17 protein-coding genes are annotated in these 19,589 nt (G+C 64.8%); 13 read left to right on the top strand and 4 right to left on the bottom strand.

The features are described 5' to 3' along the window. The first annotated feature begins 49 nt into the window (after positions 1 to 49). From E1956_RS38175 to E1956_RS38155, 5 genes are all read left to right on the top strand, one after another. Positions 50 to 1,081, top strand: a complete 1,032-nt coding sequence (locus tag E1956_RS38175) for a 2-aminoethylphosphonate ABC transporter substrate-binding protein (RefSeq protein ID WP_134758524.1) — start codon at positions 50 to 52, stop codon at positions 1,079 to 1,081. 11 nt (positions 1,082 to 1,092) lie between these two features. Beyond that, positions 1,093 to 2,247 carry an ABC transporter ATP-binding protein gene (locus E1956_RS38170; RefSeq protein WP_134758523.1) on the top strand — a complete coding sequence of 385 codons (1,155 nt, stop codon included), beginning with the start codon at positions 1,093 to 1,095 and terminating at the stop codon, positions 2,245 to 2,247. Continuing rightward, positions 2,240 to 3,136 (top strand): 2-aminoethylphosphonate ABC transporter permease subunit, encoded by an 897-nt coding sequence (locus tag E1956_RS38165; RefSeq protein WP_134758522.1) that lies wholly within the window; start codon positions 2,240 to 2,242, stop codon positions 3,134 to 3,136. Before E1956_RS38170 ends, E1956_RS38165 begins: the two co-directional genes overlap by 8 nt. After that, positions 3,120 to 3,917 (top strand): ABC transporter permease subunit, encoded by a 798-nt coding sequence (locus tag E1956_RS38160; RefSeq protein ID WP_134758521.1) that lies wholly within the window; start codon positions 3,120 to 3,122, stop codon positions 3,915 to 3,917. The genes E1956_RS38165 and E1956_RS38160 overlap by 17 nt, the downstream gene beginning before the upstream one ends. A gap of 97 nt (positions 3,918 to 4,014) precedes the next feature. Beyond that, positions 4,015 to 5,679: a Na/Pi cotransporter family protein gene (locus tag E1956_RS38155; protein WP_134758520.1), complete on the top strand. Its 1,665-nt coding sequence runs from the start codon at positions 4,015 to 4,017 to the stop codon at positions 5,677 to 5,679. Positions 5,680 to 6,477: 798 nt separating this feature from the next. Here E1956_RS38155 and E1956_RS38150 read toward each other — a convergent pair. Then, the gene (locus E1956_RS38150) at positions 6,478 to 7,509 is read right to left on the bottom strand and encodes an NAD(P)H-quinone oxidoreductase (protein ID WP_232072396.1); all 1,032 of its coding nucleotides are present in this window, start codon (positions 7,507 to 7,509) and stop codon (positions 6,478 to 6,480) included. Positions 7,510 to 7,673: 164 nt separating this feature from the next. Between E1956_RS38150 and E1956_RS38145 the strand changes: the two genes are divergently transcribed. The 6 genes from E1956_RS38145 to E1956_RS38120 all read left to right on the top strand — a co-directional run bounded on the left by E1956_RS38145 (position 7,674) and on the right by E1956_RS38120 (position 13,537). Next, the gene (locus E1956_RS38145) at positions 7,674 to 8,543 is read left to right on the top strand and encodes a LysR family transcriptional regulator (protein ID WP_134758519.1); all 870 of its coding nucleotides are present in this window, start codon (positions 7,674 to 7,676) and stop codon (positions 8,541 to 8,543) included. Positions 8,544 to 8,672: 129 nt separating this feature from the next. Continuing rightward, the gene (locus E1956_RS38140) at positions 8,673 to 9,347 is read left to right on the top strand and encodes a histidine phosphatase family protein (RefSeq protein WP_134758518.1); all 675 of its coding nucleotides are present in this window, start codon (positions 8,673 to 8,675) and stop codon (positions 9,345 to 9,347) included. Positions 9,348 to 9,401: 54 nt separating this feature from the next. Beyond that, positions 9,402 to 10,430 (top strand): phosphotransferase, encoded by a 1,029-nt coding sequence (locus E1956_RS38135; RefSeq protein ID WP_134758517.1) that lies wholly within the window; start codon positions 9,402 to 9,404, stop codon positions 10,428 to 10,430. A gap of 62 nt (positions 10,431 to 10,492) precedes the next feature. Beyond that, positions 10,493 to 11,257 carry an SDR family oxidoreductase gene (locus E1956_RS38130; RefSeq protein ID WP_134758516.1) on the top strand — a complete coding sequence of 255 codons (765 nt, stop codon included), beginning with the start codon at positions 10,493 to 10,495 and terminating at the stop codon, positions 11,255 to 11,257. A gap of 31 nt (positions 11,258 to 11,288) precedes the next feature. Then, positions 11,289 to 12,539 carry an acyl-CoA dehydrogenase family protein gene (locus E1956_RS38125; RefSeq protein WP_134758515.1) on the top strand — a complete coding sequence of 417 codons (1,251 nt, stop codon included), beginning with the start codon at positions 11,289 to 11,291 and terminating at the stop codon, positions 12,537 to 12,539. An 83-nt stretch (positions 12,540 to 12,622) separates the two neighbouring features. After that, positions 12,623 to 13,537 carry a LysR family transcriptional regulator gene (locus E1956_RS38120; protein WP_134758514.1) on the top strand — a complete coding sequence of 305 codons (915 nt, stop codon included), beginning with the start codon at positions 12,623 to 12,625 and terminating at the stop codon, positions 13,535 to 13,537. A 64-nt stretch (positions 13,538 to 13,601) separates the two neighbouring features. Here the strand turns inward: E1956_RS38120 and E1956_RS38115 are convergent, their stop codons facing one another. From E1956_RS38115 to E1956_RS38105, 3 genes are all read right to left on the bottom strand, one after another. After that, positions 13,602 to 15,080, bottom strand: coding sequence for a YncE family protein (locus E1956_RS38115; RefSeq protein ID WP_134759614.1), 1,479 nt, complete (start codon positions 15,078 to 15,080; stop codon positions 13,602 to 13,604). After that, a complete protein-coding gene (locus E1956_RS38110; protein WP_134758513.1) occupies positions 15,080 to 15,574 on the bottom strand; it encodes a DUF305 domain-containing protein in 495 nt (164 codons plus the stop codon). Before E1956_RS38110 ends, E1956_RS38115 begins: the two co-directional genes overlap by 1 nt. A 147-nt stretch (positions 15,575 to 15,721) precedes the next feature. Continuing rightward, on the bottom strand, positions 15,722 to 16,267 hold the full coding sequence (locus E1956_RS38105) for a MarR family winged helix-turn-helix transcriptional regulator (protein WP_232072394.1): 546 nt from the start codon (positions 16,265 to 16,267) through the stop codon (positions 15,722 to 15,724). Between the two features lie 249 nt (positions 16,268 to 16,516). On the opposite strand from E1956_RS38105, the gene E1956_RS38100 reads away from it, so the two are divergent. Both E1956_RS38100 and E1956_RS38095 read left to right on the top strand, forming a co-directional pair. Continuing rightward, a complete protein-coding gene (locus tag E1956_RS38100; protein ID WP_134758512.1) occupies positions 16,517 to 18,088 on the top strand; it encodes a sulfatase-like hydrolase/transferase in 1,572 nt (523 codons plus the stop codon). 104 nt (positions 18,089 to 18,192) lie between these two features. Then, the gene (locus E1956_RS38095; protein WP_134758511.1) at positions 18,193 to 19,527 is read left to right on the top strand and encodes an MFS transporter; all 1,335 of its coding nucleotides are present in this window, start codon (positions 18,193 to 18,195) and stop codon (positions 19,525 to 19,527) included. Positions 19,528 to 19,589: the final 62 nt, after the last annotated feature.

Genomic DNA, 19,589 nt, shown 5'->3' with positions numbered 1-19,589 from the left:
CCACAAGAAGTTTTTCCAGCATCCGAACCCAACGCAAGGAAGGATGGATATGAAGACTCCACTGATCGCCGCGGTGACCTGTGTTTTCGCCCTCGCAGCGGCCCCCGTCTACGCGCAATCCAACGTCGTGACCCTCTATAGCGCGGACGGTCTTCACGACGGCTCGCCGAGCTGGTTCGGCAACGAGTTCGAAGCCTTCACGAAGGCAACGGGCATCAAGGTGCAATACATCGAGGCGGGTTCGAGCGGCGTGGTGGACCGCCTCGGCAAGGAGAAGTCGAACATCCAGGCGGACGTGCTCGTGACGCTGCCGCCGTTCATGCAAAAGGCCGCCGCCGATGGCCTGCTGCAAGCCTACACGCCGGCCGGCGCTGACAAGATCGATGCGCGCGACAAGGACCCGAAGGGCATGTACGTCGCGATGGTCGACAACTACCCCACCTTCATCTACAACTCCGCGGTGCTCAAGACGCCGCCCAAGGCCTACGCGGACCTGCTCGCACCGCAGTACAAGCAGAAGGTGCAGTACTCCACGCCAGGCCAGGCCGGTGACGGCACCGCGCTCATGCTGCAAACCTTCCATGCCTTCGGCGGCAAGGACGGCGGCTTCGATTATCTGCGCAAGCTCCAGGTGAACAACCTCGGGCCGTCCGCTTCCACGGGCAAGCTCACGGCGCTCGTGAACAAGGGCGAGCTCTATGTGGCCAACGGCGACCTGCAGATGAACCTCTCGCAGATGCGCGACAACCCCAATATCCAAGTGTTCTTCCCGGCCGGTCCCGATGGCAAGCGCACCACGTTCTCGCTGCCCTACTACGTCGGCCTCGTCAACGGCGCGCCGCACGCCGAGAACGGCAAGAAGCTGATCGACTTCCTGCTGAGCGCCGAGGCCCAGCAAGAGGTCAGCAAGACCGCCTACGGCATGCCGGTGCGCACCGACGTGCATCCCACCGACACCAACTTCAAGACGCTCAACGCGACGCTGCAAGGCGTCGACATCTGGGTGCCCGACTGGAATCAGGTCATGTGCGACCTGAAGTCCGACGTGGCGACGTACAACCACGCGATTTCGAGCAACTGAACGAGCAACTCATGGCCAATTCCCTCACCATCGAACGGGGGCCGCAGCAGCAGGCCTCCCCGGTGCCGACCGCTCTCGCGCAAGGCGCGAGCGGTATCGGCTTCGAGAACGTATCGGTCGCGTACGGCGGGCAGACGATCCTCGACTCGCTCACGCTCACCGTGAAGCCCGGCGAAATCGTCGCGCTGATCGGCCCTTCGGGCTCGGGCAAGACCACCGCGCTGCGGGCGGTCGCTGGCTTCGTGCAGCCGAGCGCGGGACGCATCGTGATCGGCAATAAGGACGTCACGCGGCTGCCGCCCTATGCGCGCAACATCGGCATGGTCGTGCAGAACTACGCGTTGTTCCCGCACATGCGCGTGGAGGACAACGTCGCGTTCGGGCTGCGCGCACGCGGCGAAGACGCCGACGTGATCCGCGCGCGCGTGCCCGAGTGCCTCGGCCTCGTGGGCATGTCGAAGTATGCGAAGCGCTATCCGCGCGAGCTGTCGGGCGGCCAGCAGCAACGCGTCGCGATCGCCCGCGCGCTGGCGATCCGGCCGCAGGTGCTGCTGCTCGACGAACCGCTCTCGGCACTCGATGCGCAGATCCGCCGCTCGATGCTCGACGAGCTCGCCAAGCTGCATCGCAGCCTGCCTTCGCTGACTGTGCTGTACGTCACGCATGATCAGACCGAGGCGCTCACGCTCGCGAACCACATTGGCATCATGCGCGACGGCAAGCTCGTGGCCTACGGCGACACCCAGGGGCTGTACCGGCATCCGCCGAACCGCTTCGCCGCCGAATTCCTCGGCCGCGCGAACGTGCTGCCGGCACGCCAGCTCGAACCGCTCGCGGACGGTTTCGCGCGGGTGCGCTGCGGCGACTTCACGATCGAGGGGCGCAACCATCATGGTTTGGCCGCCAGCAGTGAGTGCTATGTCTGCGTACGACCCCATGACCTGCACTTCGAGCCAAGCCCGCCTAAGACCAACTGCGTGACGGGCATCGTGCGCAGCGTGCAGTGGCTAGGCGAGTTGCACAGCATCGTGCTCGAAGTGGGCGACGAGACCCTGCGCCTCACGCGTGCGCCGCTTTCGAGCCCGCCCGAACCGGGTGCCGTGCTGCCCGTGCATTTCGATGCAGCGGACGTCACGCTCGTACCGGAGGTCGAAGGCCATGGCTGATATCGCAACTCCGGCAATGGCGCCGCCGCCGGCAAGCACCGGGCGCTCCGGTGCGCTCTCGCGCAACCTGTGGATCGCGCCGCCGCTCGTCGTGCTCGCGGCGATCTTTTTCTACCCGTTCGGCCTCATCGTGGCGCAGGCGCTCGGCGGCGATACGCACACGCTCACGCTCGAGAACTTCGCCACGGTGCTGCATTCGCGGCAGTTCCTGGGCGGCCTGTATCACACGATCGCGATTGCCGTCTGCGCGTCGGCGGGCTGCCTCGTGCTCGGCTTCATATTCTCGCTCGTGATCGCGTTCGTGCCATTTCCGGGTGCGCGTTTCGTAGGACAACTGATCGATACGTTCATCGCATTGCCGACGTTTCTGGTCGCGCTCGCGTTCACGTTCGTGTATGGATCGGCCGGACTCCTGAATCAATCGCTGATGGCGCTGTTCCACCTCAATCTGCCGCCCGTCGACTTCCTGTACACGCAGTGGGGCGTGGTGCTCTCGGAGATCACGGTCTACACGCCGTTCATCATGCGGCCGCTGCTCGCCTGCTTCTCGCAGATCGACAACGCGCAGATCGAAGTGGCGAGCAGCCTAGGCGCAAAGCCGCTGCGCATCATCCGGCAGATCATCCTGCCGGCCGCACTGCCCGCCCTGCTCGCGGGCGGGAGCCTCTGCCTGCTGCTCACCGTGAACGAGTTCGGCATTGTGCTGTTCATCGGCGCGAAGGACGTCATCACCCTGCCGCTGCTCATCTACGGCAAGGCCATCCAGGAGTTCGACTACACCACCGCTTGCGTGATTGCCGTCATCAACATCGCACTGTCGCTCGGGCTCTATGCCTGCTACCGCACAGTCGTGTCACTTTTCGGAGGTCGCCGTGCTGCTCTGGGCTAGATGGGCAAGAGTCTCGACGTGGAGCGCCACCGCGCTGCTGTTCTGCTTGATCTACGGTCTGCCGGTGGCGATGATCGCGCTCGCGAGCGTGAGCGGGCAATGGAACGGCATCCTGCCGAGCCACTTCACGCTCGCGCACTACACGCGGGCGCTGCACGGCGATTCCGCCGACCTGCTGCGCGTGAGCGTGCTCACCGGCGCGCTCGCGAGCGGCGCGGCGCTCGTGAGCGGCACGTGGGCGGCGCTCGCGCTGCGACGCATGAAGGGCATCCCCAAGCGCGTGCTCGACGTGATCTTCTTCGTGCCCAGCGCGGTGCCGTCGGTCTCGATCGGCCTCGGTCTGCTCGTGGCATTCAGCCAGCCGCCGGTGCTGCTCAACGGCACGGCCACGATCGTGTTCCTCGCGCACTTCCTGCTGATCTCGGCGTTCACGTACGGCAATGTCTCGGCGGGGCTCTCGCGGGTCGCGCCCGAGTACGGCGAAGTGGCGGAGAGTCTCGGCGCGCGGCCGTTCTACGAGCTCACGCGCGTGACGCTGCCGCTCGTCGCGCCCTACCTGCTGGCGTCGTTCAGCCTGAGCTTCGCGCTCTCGATGGGCGAGCTGGGCGCCACGCTGATGATCTATCCGCCGGGATGGGTGACGCTGCCCGTGGGCATCTTCGCGCTCTCCGACCGCGGTGCGATCTTCGACGCGTCGACGCTCACGATGGTCCTTGGCGCAGGCACGCTCTTCGTGCTGCTCGGGCTCTCGCGCATCTCGAACAAGGCGGCGGTGCGGTAATGGGCTGAAGCTACCCGAAGCCGCCATTGCAGGAGGGCAATGGCGGCTGGAACGCAGATTGCGCAGGCAAAAACAAACAACTCCAAGGAGGCGCCGAATGGTCCTGATCGTCCTTCATCTCGCGGGTGGCGTCGCGCTGCTCACATGGGGCCTGCATATGGTCGAGTCGGGGCTGATGCGAGCGTTCGGCGCCTCGCTCAAGCGCTTCATGGCGAAGAGCCTCGGCAACCGCTTCAACGCATTCTGCGCGGGACTCGCCATCACCGGCGCACTGCAGAGCAGCACGGCGACGGGCATGATCGCGTCGTCATTCGCGGCGCGCGGGCTCATGCGGCCCGTCACGGGGCTCGCCGTGATGCTCGGCGCGAACGTGGGCTCGACGCTGATCGTGCAAGCCTTCTCGCTGGACTTGAGCTGGATCTCGCCCGCCTGCCTGTTGATCGGCATGGCCCTGTTCGAAAAGGGCAAAGGCTCGCGCAACCGCGACATCGGCCGCGCTTCGATCGGTCTCGGCCTGATGCTGCTCGCGCTCACGCTGCTCGTCTCGACCGTGCAGCCCGCCGAATCCGCGCCCGCGCTGCGCACGGTGCTTGGCGCGCTGGCCGGCGAGCCCGTGCTCAACGCTGCGCTCGCGTGCCTGCTCACGTGGGCCGCGCATTCGAGCATTCCGGTCGTGCTGTTCGTGATGTCGCTCGCGAACATGCATTCGATCCCCATGGACAGCGCGATCGCCATGGTGCTGGGCGCCAACGTGGGCAGCGCGCTGAACCCGTATTTCGAAGCCGCGAAAGGCGACGACCGCAGCCGCCGCCGGCTGCCGGCCGGCAACCTGCTGCTGCGCGGTGGTGTGTGCATCCTGATGCTTGGCGCTTGCGCGCCGCTCGGCCAGTGGCTTGACGGCCTGCCCGGCGATGCAAGCCGCGCGATTGCCAACTTCCATACCGGCCTGAATGTGGCCATCGCGATTGTGTTCATCGGCCTGCTCGACCCGGTGGCGCGGCTGCTCGAACGGCTGCTGCCCGCGCCTGGCATTGCCAACGATTCCGATGCGCCCCGCTACCTCGACGAAGGCGTGCTCGAGACGCCCTCACAGGCGCTCGCCTGTGCGGCGCGCGAAGTGATCCGGATGAGCGAGGTGGTGGAGACGATGCTGCGCTCGAGCGTGCCGGTGCTGCTTGCCAACGACCGCCGCGCCGTGAGCGACCTCGCGAGCTGCGACGATACGGTGGACATGCTGCATGACGCGATCAAGCATTATGTCACGGAGATCACGCGCGAGCCGCTCAGTGAAGAAGACCGGCGCTGGGCCTCGGCGATCATGACGGCGGTGATCAACCTCGAGCATATCGGCGACATCATCGACAAGAATCTGCTGGAAATCGCGCAGAAGAAGATCAAGATGCAGTTGAGCTTTTCGCCCGAGGGCGCTGAGGAGTTGCGGATGATGCACCGGTCGGTGACGGGCAGCTTTCACCGCGCTCAGGCGCTGCTCGTTTCGGGCCGGACGCAGACCGCCGAGCTGCTCATTGCCGACAAGCAGGCGCTGCGGCGGCTTGAACGCGCGGCGCGCGACCGGCACCTTGAAAGGCTGCGCGATGGGCTGCCGGACAGTATTGCATCGAGTTCGTTGCATCTGGATGTGCTGCGCGACCTTGTGAGGATTCAGTCGCATATTTGTGCGCTTGCTTATCCGCTGCTTGAGCGGGAGATAGTTGATACGGCGCAGGCGCCGATAGCCGATGCGAATTGTCGGGGATCGTGAGCCTAACTATTGTGGAGTTCTATCGTCCACGCCTGATTTTAGGTGGCTCTTGGTGCCGTTGGCCTTAACTTGTATTCGCGGCGGGCCGCAGGCGTTGCCCCTGTGCGGGGCGGCACCTACTTTTCTTTGCAGCCGCAAAGAAAAGTAGGCAAAAGAAAGCGGCTCACACCGCCAGTGTGACGCCGTCCCCCACTGCCCTGTATTTCGGAGCGGCTCCGGAGCATCCGTCACCTCGCACACTCCGCCTTAGTGACAAAGGGCTCATCCTTCCCGCCACGCGCTACGCGCGGGCGGAAGGGTCTGCAAGGAAAACCGGGTGGGCTGGCCTGCGAATGCGCTGGGGGTGCCACCTGGTAAGTGCGCGAAGGTGCGGACCGGTAAATGCGCTGGCGTGCTGACCGGCAAATACGCTGACGTGCTGATTGGTAAATGCACGGGAGTGCTGACTGGTGAATGCACGGGCGTGCTGGCTGGCGAATGCGTGGGCGATCCGCCAATCGAATACGCTGGAGTCCTACGAAAATGCGTGTGCATCCCACTGTTTTTGGTTATGCCCCACGGCGCGCGGAGCGCCGCCGGATGGATGAGCCCTTAGTCACTCCGGTTGACGTCGCGTGGCGACAGACGCCCCGGAGCCGCTCCGATATACAGGGCAGTGGGGGACGGCGTCACACTGGCGGTGTGAGCGGCTTTCTTTTGCCTACTTTTCTTTGCCGCGGCAAAGAAAAGTAGGTGCCGCCCCGCACAGGGGCAACGCCTGCGGCCCGCCGCGAATACAAGTTAAGGCCAATGCCAGTTTCAATCCCCGGCACCCGCCTGCGTGGTCAACACAATCTTGCCAATATGCGCACCCGAATCCATCAACACATGCGCATCACGCGCACACTCAAGCGCATAGCGCCGATAAATCACCGGCTTCACAGCACCACTCCGCACATGCGGCCAGACATGCATCTCAAGCTCGCGAATGATGGCAGCCTTCTCCTCATGCGTACGTGATCGCAGCGTCGATCCCATATGCGTGAGACGCTTCGCGAGCATCGGAAACAGATCGACCTGCGTGGCCGGCCCCTTGATCACGCCAATCTGCACGATGCGCCCGTTCACAGCCGCGGCGGCGAAATTGCGCGCGACATAGTCGCCGGCAATGATATCGACGATCACATCGGCGCCTTTGCCCCCGGTGAACGCCATCGTCTCCTCAACGAAATCCTGCTGCCGGTAATCGATCGCGAGATCAGCGCCCAGCGCAAGACTGGCCGCGCGCTGCTCCTCGGAACCCACGGTCGTGATGATGCGCCCCGCACCAAGCGCTTTCGCGAACATCGTAGCGGTCGTGCCAATCCCGGACGCTCCGCCGTGAATGAGCACGGTCTCGCCCTTCGCCAACTGGCCGCGCTGGAACACGTTCAGCCACACGGTCAGGAAGGTTTCGGGCATCGCGGCCGCCTCGACAACACTCAATCCCTCGGGAATGAAGAGCGTATTCGACTCGTGCGCGGTGGCGTACCCGGCGTAGCCGCCGCCCGGAACCAGCGCGCAAACACGATCCCCGATCGCAAATCGCGTCACGCCCGCGCCGAGCGCGACGACCTCGCCCGCCACCTCGAGGCCCGGAAGATCGGACGCACCCGCCGGCGGATCGTAAAGCCCCTTGCGCTGAAAGACATCGGGGCCGTTCACGCCCGCTGCGTGAACCCGGATCAGGACCTCGCCTGCACCCGGCACCGGCACCGGGCGCACCGTGGGCACCAGAACCTCCGGGCCACCCGGGCGGGTGATTTCAACGGCCGGCATGGTGGCCGGAATCGGGGTGGTTGCAGTCGACATGGTGTCATCCTCTTAAGCGTGACCGAGGGGCGGCTGAATCTGGCTGAGTCACTGAATCGCCCGCATCGGATCTGCAACCGAGTATAGTTTTCGGGCTGCTTCGCGCCACGCAGTAAATTGCCGGTTCAGTGATGCAAAAATGCATCACTCGCACTGGAGGCACCATGAACTGGGACGACGCACGAATCTTTCTCGCGATCCATCGCGAAACCACCTTGCGCGCCGCGGCCCGCTCGCTGAAGCTCGATCAGGCGACAGTGGGCAGACGCCTTGCCGCGCTCGAGCATGCGCTCGGAGCCGCGCTTTTCGTGCGCACGTCAACGGGCTATATGCTCACTCAGGCGGGCAAGCTCGCACTGGCGCCGGCCGAGCTGATGGAGCGCTCGGCGCACGATCTCTCGCGGCGCACGCAGGGCATGGACAAGCGCCTTGCCGGAGAGATCAAGGTGACGACCACCGAGGCGCTCGCGCTCGAGTTCGTGATTCCGGCCATCGAGCGCCTGCGCGCGAAGCACCCGGACGTCACCATCCAGTTGAATACGTCGACGCAGCTCGTCAATCTGGCGAGGCGCGACGCCGATATCGCGCTGCGGACCGTGCGCCCGACCCAGCCCGGACTCGTCGCGCGGCGGCTCGCAAGCTGGGAAATGGGGCTCTTTGCGTCCAGTGGCTATCTGGAGCGCCATGGCTTGCCCGTCGAGGGCGAGGCGTTCGCGGGCCACGACCTGGCCGTGTATCAGCCGTATATGGCGGCCATGCGCGTGCCGGCACTCGCTGGCGAACCGGTTCACGGCGGGCGGATCGCGGCCAGCGTGAACTCCAACTTGAGTCTGCGCGCAGCCGTCAACGCAGGCATCGGGATCGGTGAAATACCCGTCAACATTGGCGCGGCCGATGGCTTGATCCGGATCTGGCCCGGGTGTAGCCGGGAAAAGCCGTATGAAATATGGCTCGTGACGCATCAGGATCTACGGCAGACTGCGCGCATCAGGGCATTGATCGACGAGATCTCTCAGGGATTCGAGTCGAAATGAGCACGTGTTGGGGAGCGAACGCCCTGGCAACCATCACCGCAGTGAATGCCGGCTCATTCAGCAAATAAACTTCATCAATACCGGCACTGCCTCTAAGCTAGCCTCACTACTTCAAGGGCTAGCGAAGCGATGGCAGAACTCTACCTGATCAGGCACGGCCAGGCGTCCTTTGGCACGGACAATTACGACCGGCTTTCGGAAGCAGGCGAGCAGCAAAGCCTCTGGCTCGGCGAGCATTTCGCGCGCATTGGCGTCCGCTTCGACCACGTCGTGACCGGCACGCTGCGGCGTCACGCACAAACACTCGACGCGATCCGGCGCACGCTGCCGGGCCTGCCGCCCGAGCGCGACGTTCACGCGGGACTCGACGAATACGATTTCCACGCGCTCTTCGCTGCCCTGCCCGACGAGCATCGCAGCCTTGCCGAAGCCGTGAAGCGCGATCCGCGCGAATTCTTCAAGGCCCTGCGGCAGGTTCTGCATTTGTGGACCGAAGGCGCGCTCGACGAGCGTGCGCCCGAAACGTGGAGCGCATTCCAGCGGCGCGTGGCCGATGCCCGCGCCGCCATCCAGCAAAGCGGTGCGCAACGCGTGCTCGTGGTCACGTCAGGCGGCGTGATCGGCTCGTTCGTCCAGCAGCTGCTGCAAGCGCCCGCCGCAACGGCCATCGCGCTGAACATGCAGATCCGCAATAGCAGCGTGACGCAGTGCTTTTTCAATCGCGAGGCGGTTCAACTGTCGAGCTTCAACGGCATCGCCCATCTCGACGATCCGCAACGCCACGCGTTTCAAACCTACGGCTAGTCCGTCCGCCCATCGAAGCCAAGATCCACCACGACCTGTCCAGCAGCGAACGATATGACCAGCGAATCCACCAGCCCGTCGCTCGACCTCGACCGGCTCACGCCCTACCTTGAACAGCACCTCGCGGGCTTTCGCGGCCCCGTGCGCGCGACGAAATTCCCGGGCGGCCAGTCCAACCCCACCTGGCTCATCGAAGCGCCGAGCGGCCGCTACGTGCTGCGCCGCCAGCCCCCGGGCCAACTGCTCAAGTCCGCGCATGCCGTCGACCGCGAGTTTCGCGTGCTGAGCGCGCTCGCCGAAACGCCGGTTCCTGTGGCGCGCGTCTGGCATCTCTGCGAAGACCGCGAAGTCATCGGCAGCCTGTTCTATCTGATGAGCTACGAGGAAGGCCGCATTTTCTGGAACCCCGCGCTGCCCGAAGTCGATCGCGAGGCACGGCGCGACTACTACGCGTCGATCGTCACGACGCTCGCGGCGCTACACGATGTCGATCCCGAACGCGTCGGCCTCGGCGATTATGGCCGCCCCGGCAATTACTTCCAGCGCCAGATCGAGCTCTGGACCAAGCAATACCGTGCCGCCGAAACGGAGCGCGTAGCGCCAATGGAAGCGCTGATCGAGTGGCTGCCGGCGCATTGCCCGGCCGACACGCAGCGCCCCGCGCTCGTGCATGGCGACTTCCGCATCGACAACCTGATCTTCGCCCCCGACGCCCCGCGCGTGCGCGCGATCCTCGACTGGGAGCTCTCGACGCTCGGCAATCCGCTCGCAGACCTCGCGTACTTCTGCATGTGCCTGCGCCTGCCGTCGAAGGGGCATATCACGGGATTGCGCGGGCAGGACCGTGCCGCGCTGGGCATCCCCGAGGAAGACGAGATGATTGCGCAGTACTGCGAACTGCGTGGCCTGCCCGGCATCGAGAACTGGAACTTCTATCTGGCGTTCAGCTTCTTCCGCCTCGCTTCGATTGCCCAAGGCGTGAAGGCGCGCGCCCTGCAGGGCAATGCGTCGAACGCGAACGCGCACGAAGTGGGCGGCATGGTGGAGCCGCTCGCCGCGCTCGCAGCGGAATTGATTGACTGACAAAACACGCGGAACACGCATCGCGTGCGCCCCGATATTGATCCCGAATCAAGGAGACGAGATTGACCACGAACCTGTTTGACCTCTCGGGCCGGATTGCCCTCGTGACCGGCGCAAGCCGCGGCATCGGCGAAGCCATCGCCAGGCTGCTGGCCGAGCAAGGCGCCCATGTGATCGTGTCGAGCCGCAAGCTCGACGAGTGCGAAGCCGTTGCCGCGGACATCCGCGCGAACGGCGGCAGCGCCGAAGGGTTCGCCTGCCACGTCGGCCGCATGGAAGACATCTCGGCCACGTTCGAGCATATCCGCGCCAAGCACGGACGCCTCGACATTCTCGTCAACAACGCCGCCGCCAATCCGTATTTCGGCCATATCCTCGACACCGACCTCGCCGCCTACAACAAGACCGTCGAAGTGAACGTGCGCGGCTACTTCTTCATGTCGGTCGAAGCCGGCAAGCTGATGAAGGCGCAGGGCCGCGGCGTGATCGTGAACACCGCTTCGGTCAACGCGCTGCAGCCCGGCGACCAGCAGGGCATCTATTCGATCACGAAAGCGGCCGTCGTCAACATGACGCGCGCATTCGCGAAAGAATGCGGCCCGCTCGGCATCCGCGTGAATGCCCTGCTGCCCGGCCTCACGAAGACGAAGTTCGCCGGCGCGCTGTTCGAGAACAAGGACATCTACGACCAGTGGATGAGCGATATCCCGCTGCGTCGCCACGCCGAGCCGCAGGAAATGGCGGGCACCGTGCTCTATCTGGTGTCCGACGCGGCGAGCTATACGAACGGCGAGTGCATCGTCGTCGATGGCGGCCTGACGATCTAGCCTACCGTACAGCGTACACAAGGAACACATCATGAATTTCGCTTATAGCCCCAAGGTCGAAGACCTGATCCGCCGCGTGCGCAGCTTCATGGACGAGCACATCGTGCCGCGCCAGCGCCAGTGGCTCGAAGAAGTGCACGCGGGACACTATCCCGTCTCGTTCATGGAAGATCTCAAGGCGATCGCCAAAGCCGAAGGCCTGTGGAATCTGTTCCTGCCGCACTTGAAGGACGACGAGCCCGGCACGCGCCTGACGAACCTCGAATATGCGCCGCTCGCGGAAATCATGGGCCGCGTCTCGTGGGCCTCCGAGGTGTTCAACTGCAACGCGCCCGATACCGGCAACATGGAGCTGCTGCACATGTTCGCGACGCCGGCGCAGCGCGAGCAGTGGCTCGAGCCGCTGATGGAGGGCAAGATTCGCTCGGCGTTCGCCATGACGGAGCCGGACGTGCCCTCCTCCGACGCGACGAACATCACGACGTCGATCCGCCGCGACGGCGACGACTACGTGATCAACGGCCGCAAATGGTTCATCACGAACGCAGCGCATCCGAACTGCAAGATCTATATCGTGATGGGCAAGACCGACCCCGAAGCGGAAACACACCGGCAGCAAAGCATGATCCTCGTGCCGGCGGACACCCCGGGCGTGAAGGTCGTGCGCAATATCACGGTCATGAATCACGTCTCGCCCGAAGGCCACTGCGAGATCACGTTCACCAACGTGCGCGTGCCCGCTTCGAACCTGCTCGGCGAGGAAGGCAGCGGTTTCGCGCTCGCGCAGGCACGCCTCGGGCCGGGCCGTATTCACCACTGCATGCGCTCGATCGGCGCGGCGGAGCTCGCACTCGAACTGATGATCGAGCGCGCGCAGGAGCGCAAGACCTTCGGCAAGTATCTTCATCAGCACGGCACGGTCGGCGAATGGATCGCGAAGTCGCGCATCGAAATCGATCAGGCCCGGCTGCTCGTGCTCAAGGCTGCATGGCTCATCGACGAAGTGGGCGCAAAGTCGGCGCGTAAAGAAATCTCGATGATCAAGGCGCTGGTGCCGCAGGTCTATACGACGGTTTGCGACCGCGCGATGCAGGTATTCGGCGCAATGGGCGTGAGCCCCGACACGCCGCTGGCCGATCACTGGAGCTGGGGCCGCGCGCTGCGCTACGCGGACGGCCCGGACGAAGTCCACCTCCAGGCCATCGCCAAGATGGAGCTTGCGAGCGGCAAGGAGCGGTTCGGCACCATGGCGGCCTACCTGAACGCACCGCTGCGGGACTGATCCCCGCGCACGGGACTGGACCCATCGCGAACGCATCGTCACGGCGCCGCTCGTTTATGATGACGGCAAACGGAGACCGTGAGATGCGTTCACCCAAGCTGGATCTGAATCTGTTCGTCGTATTCGAGTCGATCTACGAAAAGCGCAATCTGACGCGCGCGGCCGAGGCGCTCTTCATCACGCAGCCCGCCGTCAGCAATGCGCTGGCGCGCATGCGCAAGGCATTCGACGACCCGCTGTTCGTGAGCACGTCCACGGGCATGGTGCCCACCCCGCTCACCGAGAACATCATCGGCCGCGTGCGCGAGGCGCTGCAATTGCTCGAAGCAAGCGCAACCGAAGGCGACGTGTTCGTGCCCGCCACTTCCGAGCGTACGTTCCGGCTCAGCATGCCCGATTTGAGCGAGGCGATTCTGCTGCCCGCGCTGGGCGAGCTGCTGCAGCAGCAGGCGCCCGGCATGAGCATCGAATGCTATTTCACGCCGCGCACCGAGATGTCCACGGCGCTGGCCACCGGCAAGATCGACTTCGCGATCGACGTGCCGCTCGTCAACGACCTGCAACTGCGTCAGGCGCCGCTCGGCAACGACCACTACGCGTGCATGCTGCGTCACGACCACCCGTTTGCGGGCGAGACGCTGGCCATGGACGATTACCTCGCGCTCGGCCACATTCAGGTGTCGAGCCGCCGCCAGGGCAGCGGCTTCGTCGACGCGGAGCTGAAAAAGATCGGCAAGCAGCGCCGCATACAGATGCGCGTGCAGCACTACATGGTGGCGCCGCTCGTGGCGCTGCGCACCGACCTCGCGCTCACCGCGCCGATTCAGCTCCTGCAACGCCACGACGCGCGCATTTTCGAATTGCCGTTTCAGCTCCCGGACCTCGAGTGGCATCTGTACTGGCATCGCAGCAGCGAGCAGGACCAGGCCGGGCTGTGGCTGCGCGGCAAGATTCTCGAGCTGATGAGCGGCACGCCGCCGAGGACGGCCCGCAACTGACCCACGACGCCCCGGGCTGCCGACACGGTGCTCGCCGTCCCTCCGCCAGCCGCGGCGTGCCGCTTCAAAGCGACTGGACCTGCACCGGCGCGCCTGGCTTGCCCGACACCTGCGGCGCCACCACGAGATAGCGGCGCTTGTCGCCCGACGTGCTCATGCCCGGCGTGACCAACTGGCGAATCTGCCCAAGCGCGTTGACGATCGCGGAGCCCGCCGGATTCGTCATGAAGTTCGCGAGCACCTGCACGTCACCCGTGCCGTCGGGGTGATCGGCGAGACCGAGCACATAGGGCTGTTTCGGCTGCAAGCCCGTGACCGCAGCCTGTAGAACCTGCACCAGCCCCTGGTCGAACAGTGCAACGGTCGTAGGGGCGTGCGCGACGTCCACCGCGTTGCCCGCTCCCACCGGCACCAGGGCGATGTGAGAGGTCTGGCCCGCGAGGCCCAGCGTCTCCAGGTTCTGCGCGCCGTCGCCTTGCGGGACCGCCTCCGGCACATAGGTGACCGCTTGCGGCGCCTGTCCGATCGGCACCGTCGCGATGACTGTGTTCGTGAGCGTGTCGATGGCCGTCATCGCATCGGCGTTTTCGAGGCCAACATAGATGCGGCTGCCGTCACCCGATGGCCAGAGTCCATGCGGCAAGCTGCCAACGGGAATCGTTGCCACCAGCGAGAAGTCGTCGGTCCTGAACACCTTGACGACATTCAGTCCTCCTACGGTTACATAGGCGAACATGCCATTCGCGTTATGCACGATGTTCACGTGATTCGTGATCGGGCCCGTGTCGAGCGTCTTGAGGATCGCGAAGGGTGGCCTGGCGTCGAACACCTGAACCTTGCCCACATCCTTGAGCGTGAACCAGACCTGCTTGCCGTCCGGCGTGGCGGCAATGTCCGGGCAAAATGGACTCGCCTGTTTCACCGTGCCGACGATCGTGTGGTCCGCCACGGAGACAACTTCGGTCTGCGGGTTGAAGGACGAGCAGACATAGCCATACTTGCCGTCGGGCGAAAAGATCTGCATGCCGGGACCCGCCGGCACCGTGATGCGCGCTTTCTCTTCGAAGGTTTTCCCATCGAGCACGGCCACATAGTTTTCGCCCCGCACGGTCACCCACACTTCCTTGCCGTCGGGCGTGAAGAATGCCTCATGGGGCGAGCGGCCAACGTAGGTGACATGCTTGACGGCATTCGTCTGCGTGTCGATGAACGAAACCGAATTCGAGCCGATCGACACCACCGCGATCGTCCGATGGTCCGGCGAGTAGCCCATGCCATGCACGAGCAATTGGCCCTTATACAATGGGCTGAAATTGCCCGGCGAGGGGTCGCCGAGGCGAATCAGCCCAATCAGCCTGTTGTCGGCCGGATCGATTACGGACACCGTATTCGAGAATTGCTCGGCGGCGTAGACGCGATCGTGGTGGCTCACCGCAATGTCGGGAGCGGCCAGCGATCCGGGCGCCTGTCCGGCAAAGGCGAGCTGCGCTGCAGCCAGCGCCGCCGCCGACACCGCGACGGTGCAAATCGAAGTGCGTTTCATCATGGCTCCTTCTGCATGGGATTCGGCATAGGCATCTGCATGCCCGGTTGTGACAGCGGCTGGGAATGGACGGGCGGCACGGAGGCCGGCCTTTGCTGATCGGGCGCGGGCGCCGCGGGTGGCAGGGGCTGCCCGAGCGCACGACGCATGGCAACGATTTCCTGCTGTTGCTCGACCACGATCTCTTGCGCGATGCGGCGCAATGCTTCGTTGTGGCCAAAGCGCAGTTCGGCCTGGGCCATGTCGATGGCGCCTTGATGATGAGGCACCATCATGGCGACGAAATCGCGGTCGACATCGCCGCTCGGCCTGGCGGACATGCCGTTCATCATCTTGCTCATGGCCGCATCGTTCTCTGCCAGGAAGGGCGCTTCGTCGGCGGCTGTGGTCTGGGGACCTGCCGCAACCGCGAGTGGCCCACACAGCGCCGCGATCGAAACGAGAAGGACGGCGCATGGGACCGTTCGCGCCTTACGGGATGTTGACGCTCGCACGATGATTCTCCCCTTGTGTGTCAGGCTTGCCTTATTGGGGTGAACCCGCCGCGTGCGGGCTTATTCCGCGTGCCGTGGAGATTATTCGACACCGCATCGCCATGCAGATTCGCCGCTGTCACCCGTCACGGCGGCAAGCGTGACGCCTCAAACATCGTCTTCAGGCGCCAGGCCGCCGCTTTTCTCGATCTCGCGCTGCGTCAGTTCCTCTGCGCGCATCTCCAGACGCGTGAGCAGCGCGTCGAGCACACCGGCTTCCTCGTCGCTCAGGCAGTCAATGAATTCCACGTTGTACTTCTGTCCGCCCGCGCGGGCGCGTTCATAGGCTACCTTGCCCGCCTCGGTGAGCGTCAGGACCGTGATGCGCTTGTTCGACGGCAGCCGCGAGTTGGCGATCAACCCGCGCTTGACGAGCTGGGCGACGCAGCGGCTCGCCACCACCGTGTCGAGCGACGCGAGTTCAGCGAGGCGCGTGAGGTTCAAGTCCGGATACCGCCCGACGAAGGCCAGGATGCGCCAGTCACGCCGGCTGATGCCGATCTCGCGGCGGAACATCAAGCCCACGCCTTGCGTGGCGAGCCGGGCGAGGTTGTGAATCCGGTACAGCAGGAATTCCTCGATATGCGCGGGGTGCTTCAACGCGGGCGGGTCGGCCGCTGGGGGCGCGGGGGAAGCGGGTTTCGGGCGCGGCACGGTCGGATCGGATTGGATGAAAGCGAACGAAAGCGGATGAAAGCGGAGCGATTCGCCATTATGCCGCCGCTACGCAGTGCGGCAAGGCCTGGATGTGCGCGCCATTGTGCACCCGCACACACGTTTGACTAGGTCAATCGTCGGTCTGCTCCCTACTATCGGGCCATGGCGGTAGTCGCTGCAATCGCGGCAGATCGCACCGCTTGCATACCAACGGCAGCACAACCCGCATCAGAAACGGCATCCAGCATGACATCGACCCGAAACGTTCTCTTCATCATGTGCGACCAGTTGCGGCGCGATCATCTCGGCTGCTATGGGCATCCGTACCTGCGCACCCGCAACATCGATACGCTGGCCGCGCGCGGCGTGCGCTTCGACAACGCATTCGTGACCTCGGGCGTATGCGGCCCGTCGCGCATGTCCTATTACACGGGGCGCACGATGACGAGCCACGGCGCGAACTGGAATCGCGTGCCGATGTCGCTCGGCGAGCTCACGCTCGGCGAATACTTGATGCGCAACGGCCGCACGCTCGCGCTCGCCGGCAAGACCCACGTGCAAGTGGATGCGCAAGGCATGGAGCGCCTCGAGATCGCCCGCGCGAGTGCGCTGGGCCAGCGGCTCTCGACCGGCTCGTTCATCGAACTGGACCGCTACGACGGCCATCACGAGCCCGGCAGCGAGAGCGGCTACCCGGCGTTCCTGCGCCGCCACGGCTATGTGAGCGACAAGCCGTGGAGCGATTTCGTGATTGGCGTGGAAGACGAAAGCGGCGCCGTGCATTCGGGGTGGAAGATGCGCAACGTGCGCTGGCCGTCGCGCGTGGCCGAGCCGCATTCGGAAACCGCGTACATGACCGACCAGGCGATCCGCTACATCGAGCAGCAAGGCGACCAGCCGTGGGCGCTGCACCTCTCGTACGTGAAGCCTCACTGGCCCTACGTGGCCCCGCGCCCGTACCACGACATGTACTCGCTCGACCAGTGCCTGCCGCTCAAGCGGCAACGGAGCGAGCACAACGAGGCGCACCCGGTGGTGGCCGCCTACCGCCAGCACGAGGAAAGCCTCAATTTCTCGCGCGAAGAAGTGTCGAACACCGTGCGGCCCGTCTACCAGGGCCTGATCCAGCAGATCGACGACCACCTCGGCCGGCTGTGGGAGACGCTGGAGCGCCTCGGCCGCTGGCAGGACACGCTGATCGTCTTCACGGCCGACCATGGCGATTTTCTCGGCGATCATTGGCTCGGTGAAAAAGAAATGTTCTACGACACCGTGCAGCGCGTGCCGATGATCGTGTACGACCCGTCGCCGCGTGCCGACGCCACGCGCGGCACGGCGGAGACGCGCTTCATGTCGGGCATCGACGTCGTGCCGACCATACTCGATGCGCTGGACCTGCCCGCCTATGACGAGCGCGTGGAAGGCGCCTCGGTGCTGGCGCTCACGCGCGGCGACGCGGACAAGGCCGAAGGCTGGCGCGACTATGTCGTTTCCGAGCTCGACTACAGCTACCGTGGCGCGCGCCTCACGCTGGGCCGCAGCCCCGACGCCTGCCGCGGCTGGATGGTGCGCGACTCGCGCTGGAAATACGTCTACTGGCAAGGCTTCCGGCCGCAGCTCTTCGACCTCGCAGCGGACCCCGACGAGTACGTCGACCTTGGCGCCGATGCGAGCCATGAGCCCATCCGTGTGCGTATGCACGCGCGGCTCGCCGAGTGGCACGGCACGCTCAAGCAGCGCGTGACAGTCGACCACACGGGCGTGGAGAGCAAGACCGACAATCACAAGCAATGGGGCGTGTTCTTCGGCGAGTGGTGAGCGCCGCGGCCTCGAGCTACCTCGCGACAACAAATAAAACTGCGCGATAAAACCGCGGATAAAACCGGCCAGCCTTGAAGCCAGTCGGACGCCAAGGAGACACCATGCACAACCCATCGGCCACGCAGCACGACGATGCAACCTTCCGGAAGATCACGCGCCGTATCGTGCCCTTCCTATTCGTCTGCTACGTCGTGAACTTCATCGACCGCGTGAACATCGGCTTTGCGAAGCTGCAGTTCCTCCAGGATCTGAAGCTCAACGACGCCATCTTCGGCATCGCCGCAGGCATGTTTTTCATCGGCTATGTGGTGTTCGAAGTGCCCAGCAACTTGCTGCTCGCGCGCATAGGCGTGCGCAAGACGCTCTTGCGCATCATGGTGCTGTGGGGCAGCTTGACCGTGCTGCTGATGTTCGTGCATAACGCCACCTCGCTCTACGTGCTGCGCTTTTTGCTGGGCGCGGCCGAAGCGGGTTTCTTTCCCGGCATCGTGCTGTACCTCACTTACTGGTTTCCCGACAGCCGGCGCGGACGCATCATGAGCCTCTTCATCATGGCGGTGCCGCTCGCCGGTGTGATAGGCGGCCCCATGTCGGGCGCGATCATGAGCCATCTGCACGACGCGATGGGACTGCGTGGCTGGCAATGGCTGTTCCTGATCGAAGGCTTGCCCGCCATTGCGCTCGGCGTAATGGCCATGCTCTACCTCGACAACCGGCCCGCCGATGCGCGCTGGCTCTCGAGCACCGAGAAGCAGCACGTGGAGGCCGCGCTCGAAGCGGACCGCCAGCGCCGCCGTGCGCATGCAGCGTCGCCCGGGCACCTGCGCGAGGTGTTGCGCAATCCGCGTATCCATGTGCTCTCGGCCATTTACTTCTGCATCTTCATGGGGCTGAACGCGATCGGCTTCTGGATTCCCACGCTGCTGCGCCAGGTGGGCGTGCACGAAGTACGCGACGTCGGCTGGCTGAGCGGCGCGATCTCGGTGTGCACGGCCATCGGCATCGCCCTGATCGGCCGCAGCTCCGATCGACGCATGGAGCGCCGCTGGCATGTGGCCGCCTGCGGCTTCATCGTCTCCGCCAGCTTCCTGCTGCTGCCGTTCGCAGCGCATAGCGTGACGCTCACCGTCGTGCTGCTGATGGCCGCGTCGGTCTGCATCTATGCGACGCTCAGCATCTTCTGGACGATTCCCACGGCGTGGCTGGACGGCGGCGCCGCCGCGGGCGGCATCGCCGTGATTACCGCAATTGGGGCGCTTGGCGGTGCGGTGAGTCCTTCGCTGGTTGGCTTGCTCATGACGTATACCGGCAGCCTCTATGCGGGGCTCGTGGTGATCGCCGTGCTACTCGCGGCGGGCATGGTCATGCTGTTGTGCACCGTACCCGCGCCACGCAGCGAGGCGAGGCAGGCAGCGCCGCAAGCGGCCATCAAATGAAGCCGTCTGACGCGTAATTCATACGGTCCGGTTCAGGCGCGGGCGAGCCGGCCCAACTTGCC

This window comes from Paraburkholderia pallida, from assembly GCF_004524855.1.
In the GTDB taxonomy this organism is placed as follows: domain Bacteria; phylum Pseudomonadota; class Gammaproteobacteria; order Burkholderiales; family Burkholderiaceae; genus Paraburkholderia; species Paraburkholderia oxyphila.
This window is presented reverse-complemented; position numbering and strand designations above follow the sequence as displayed.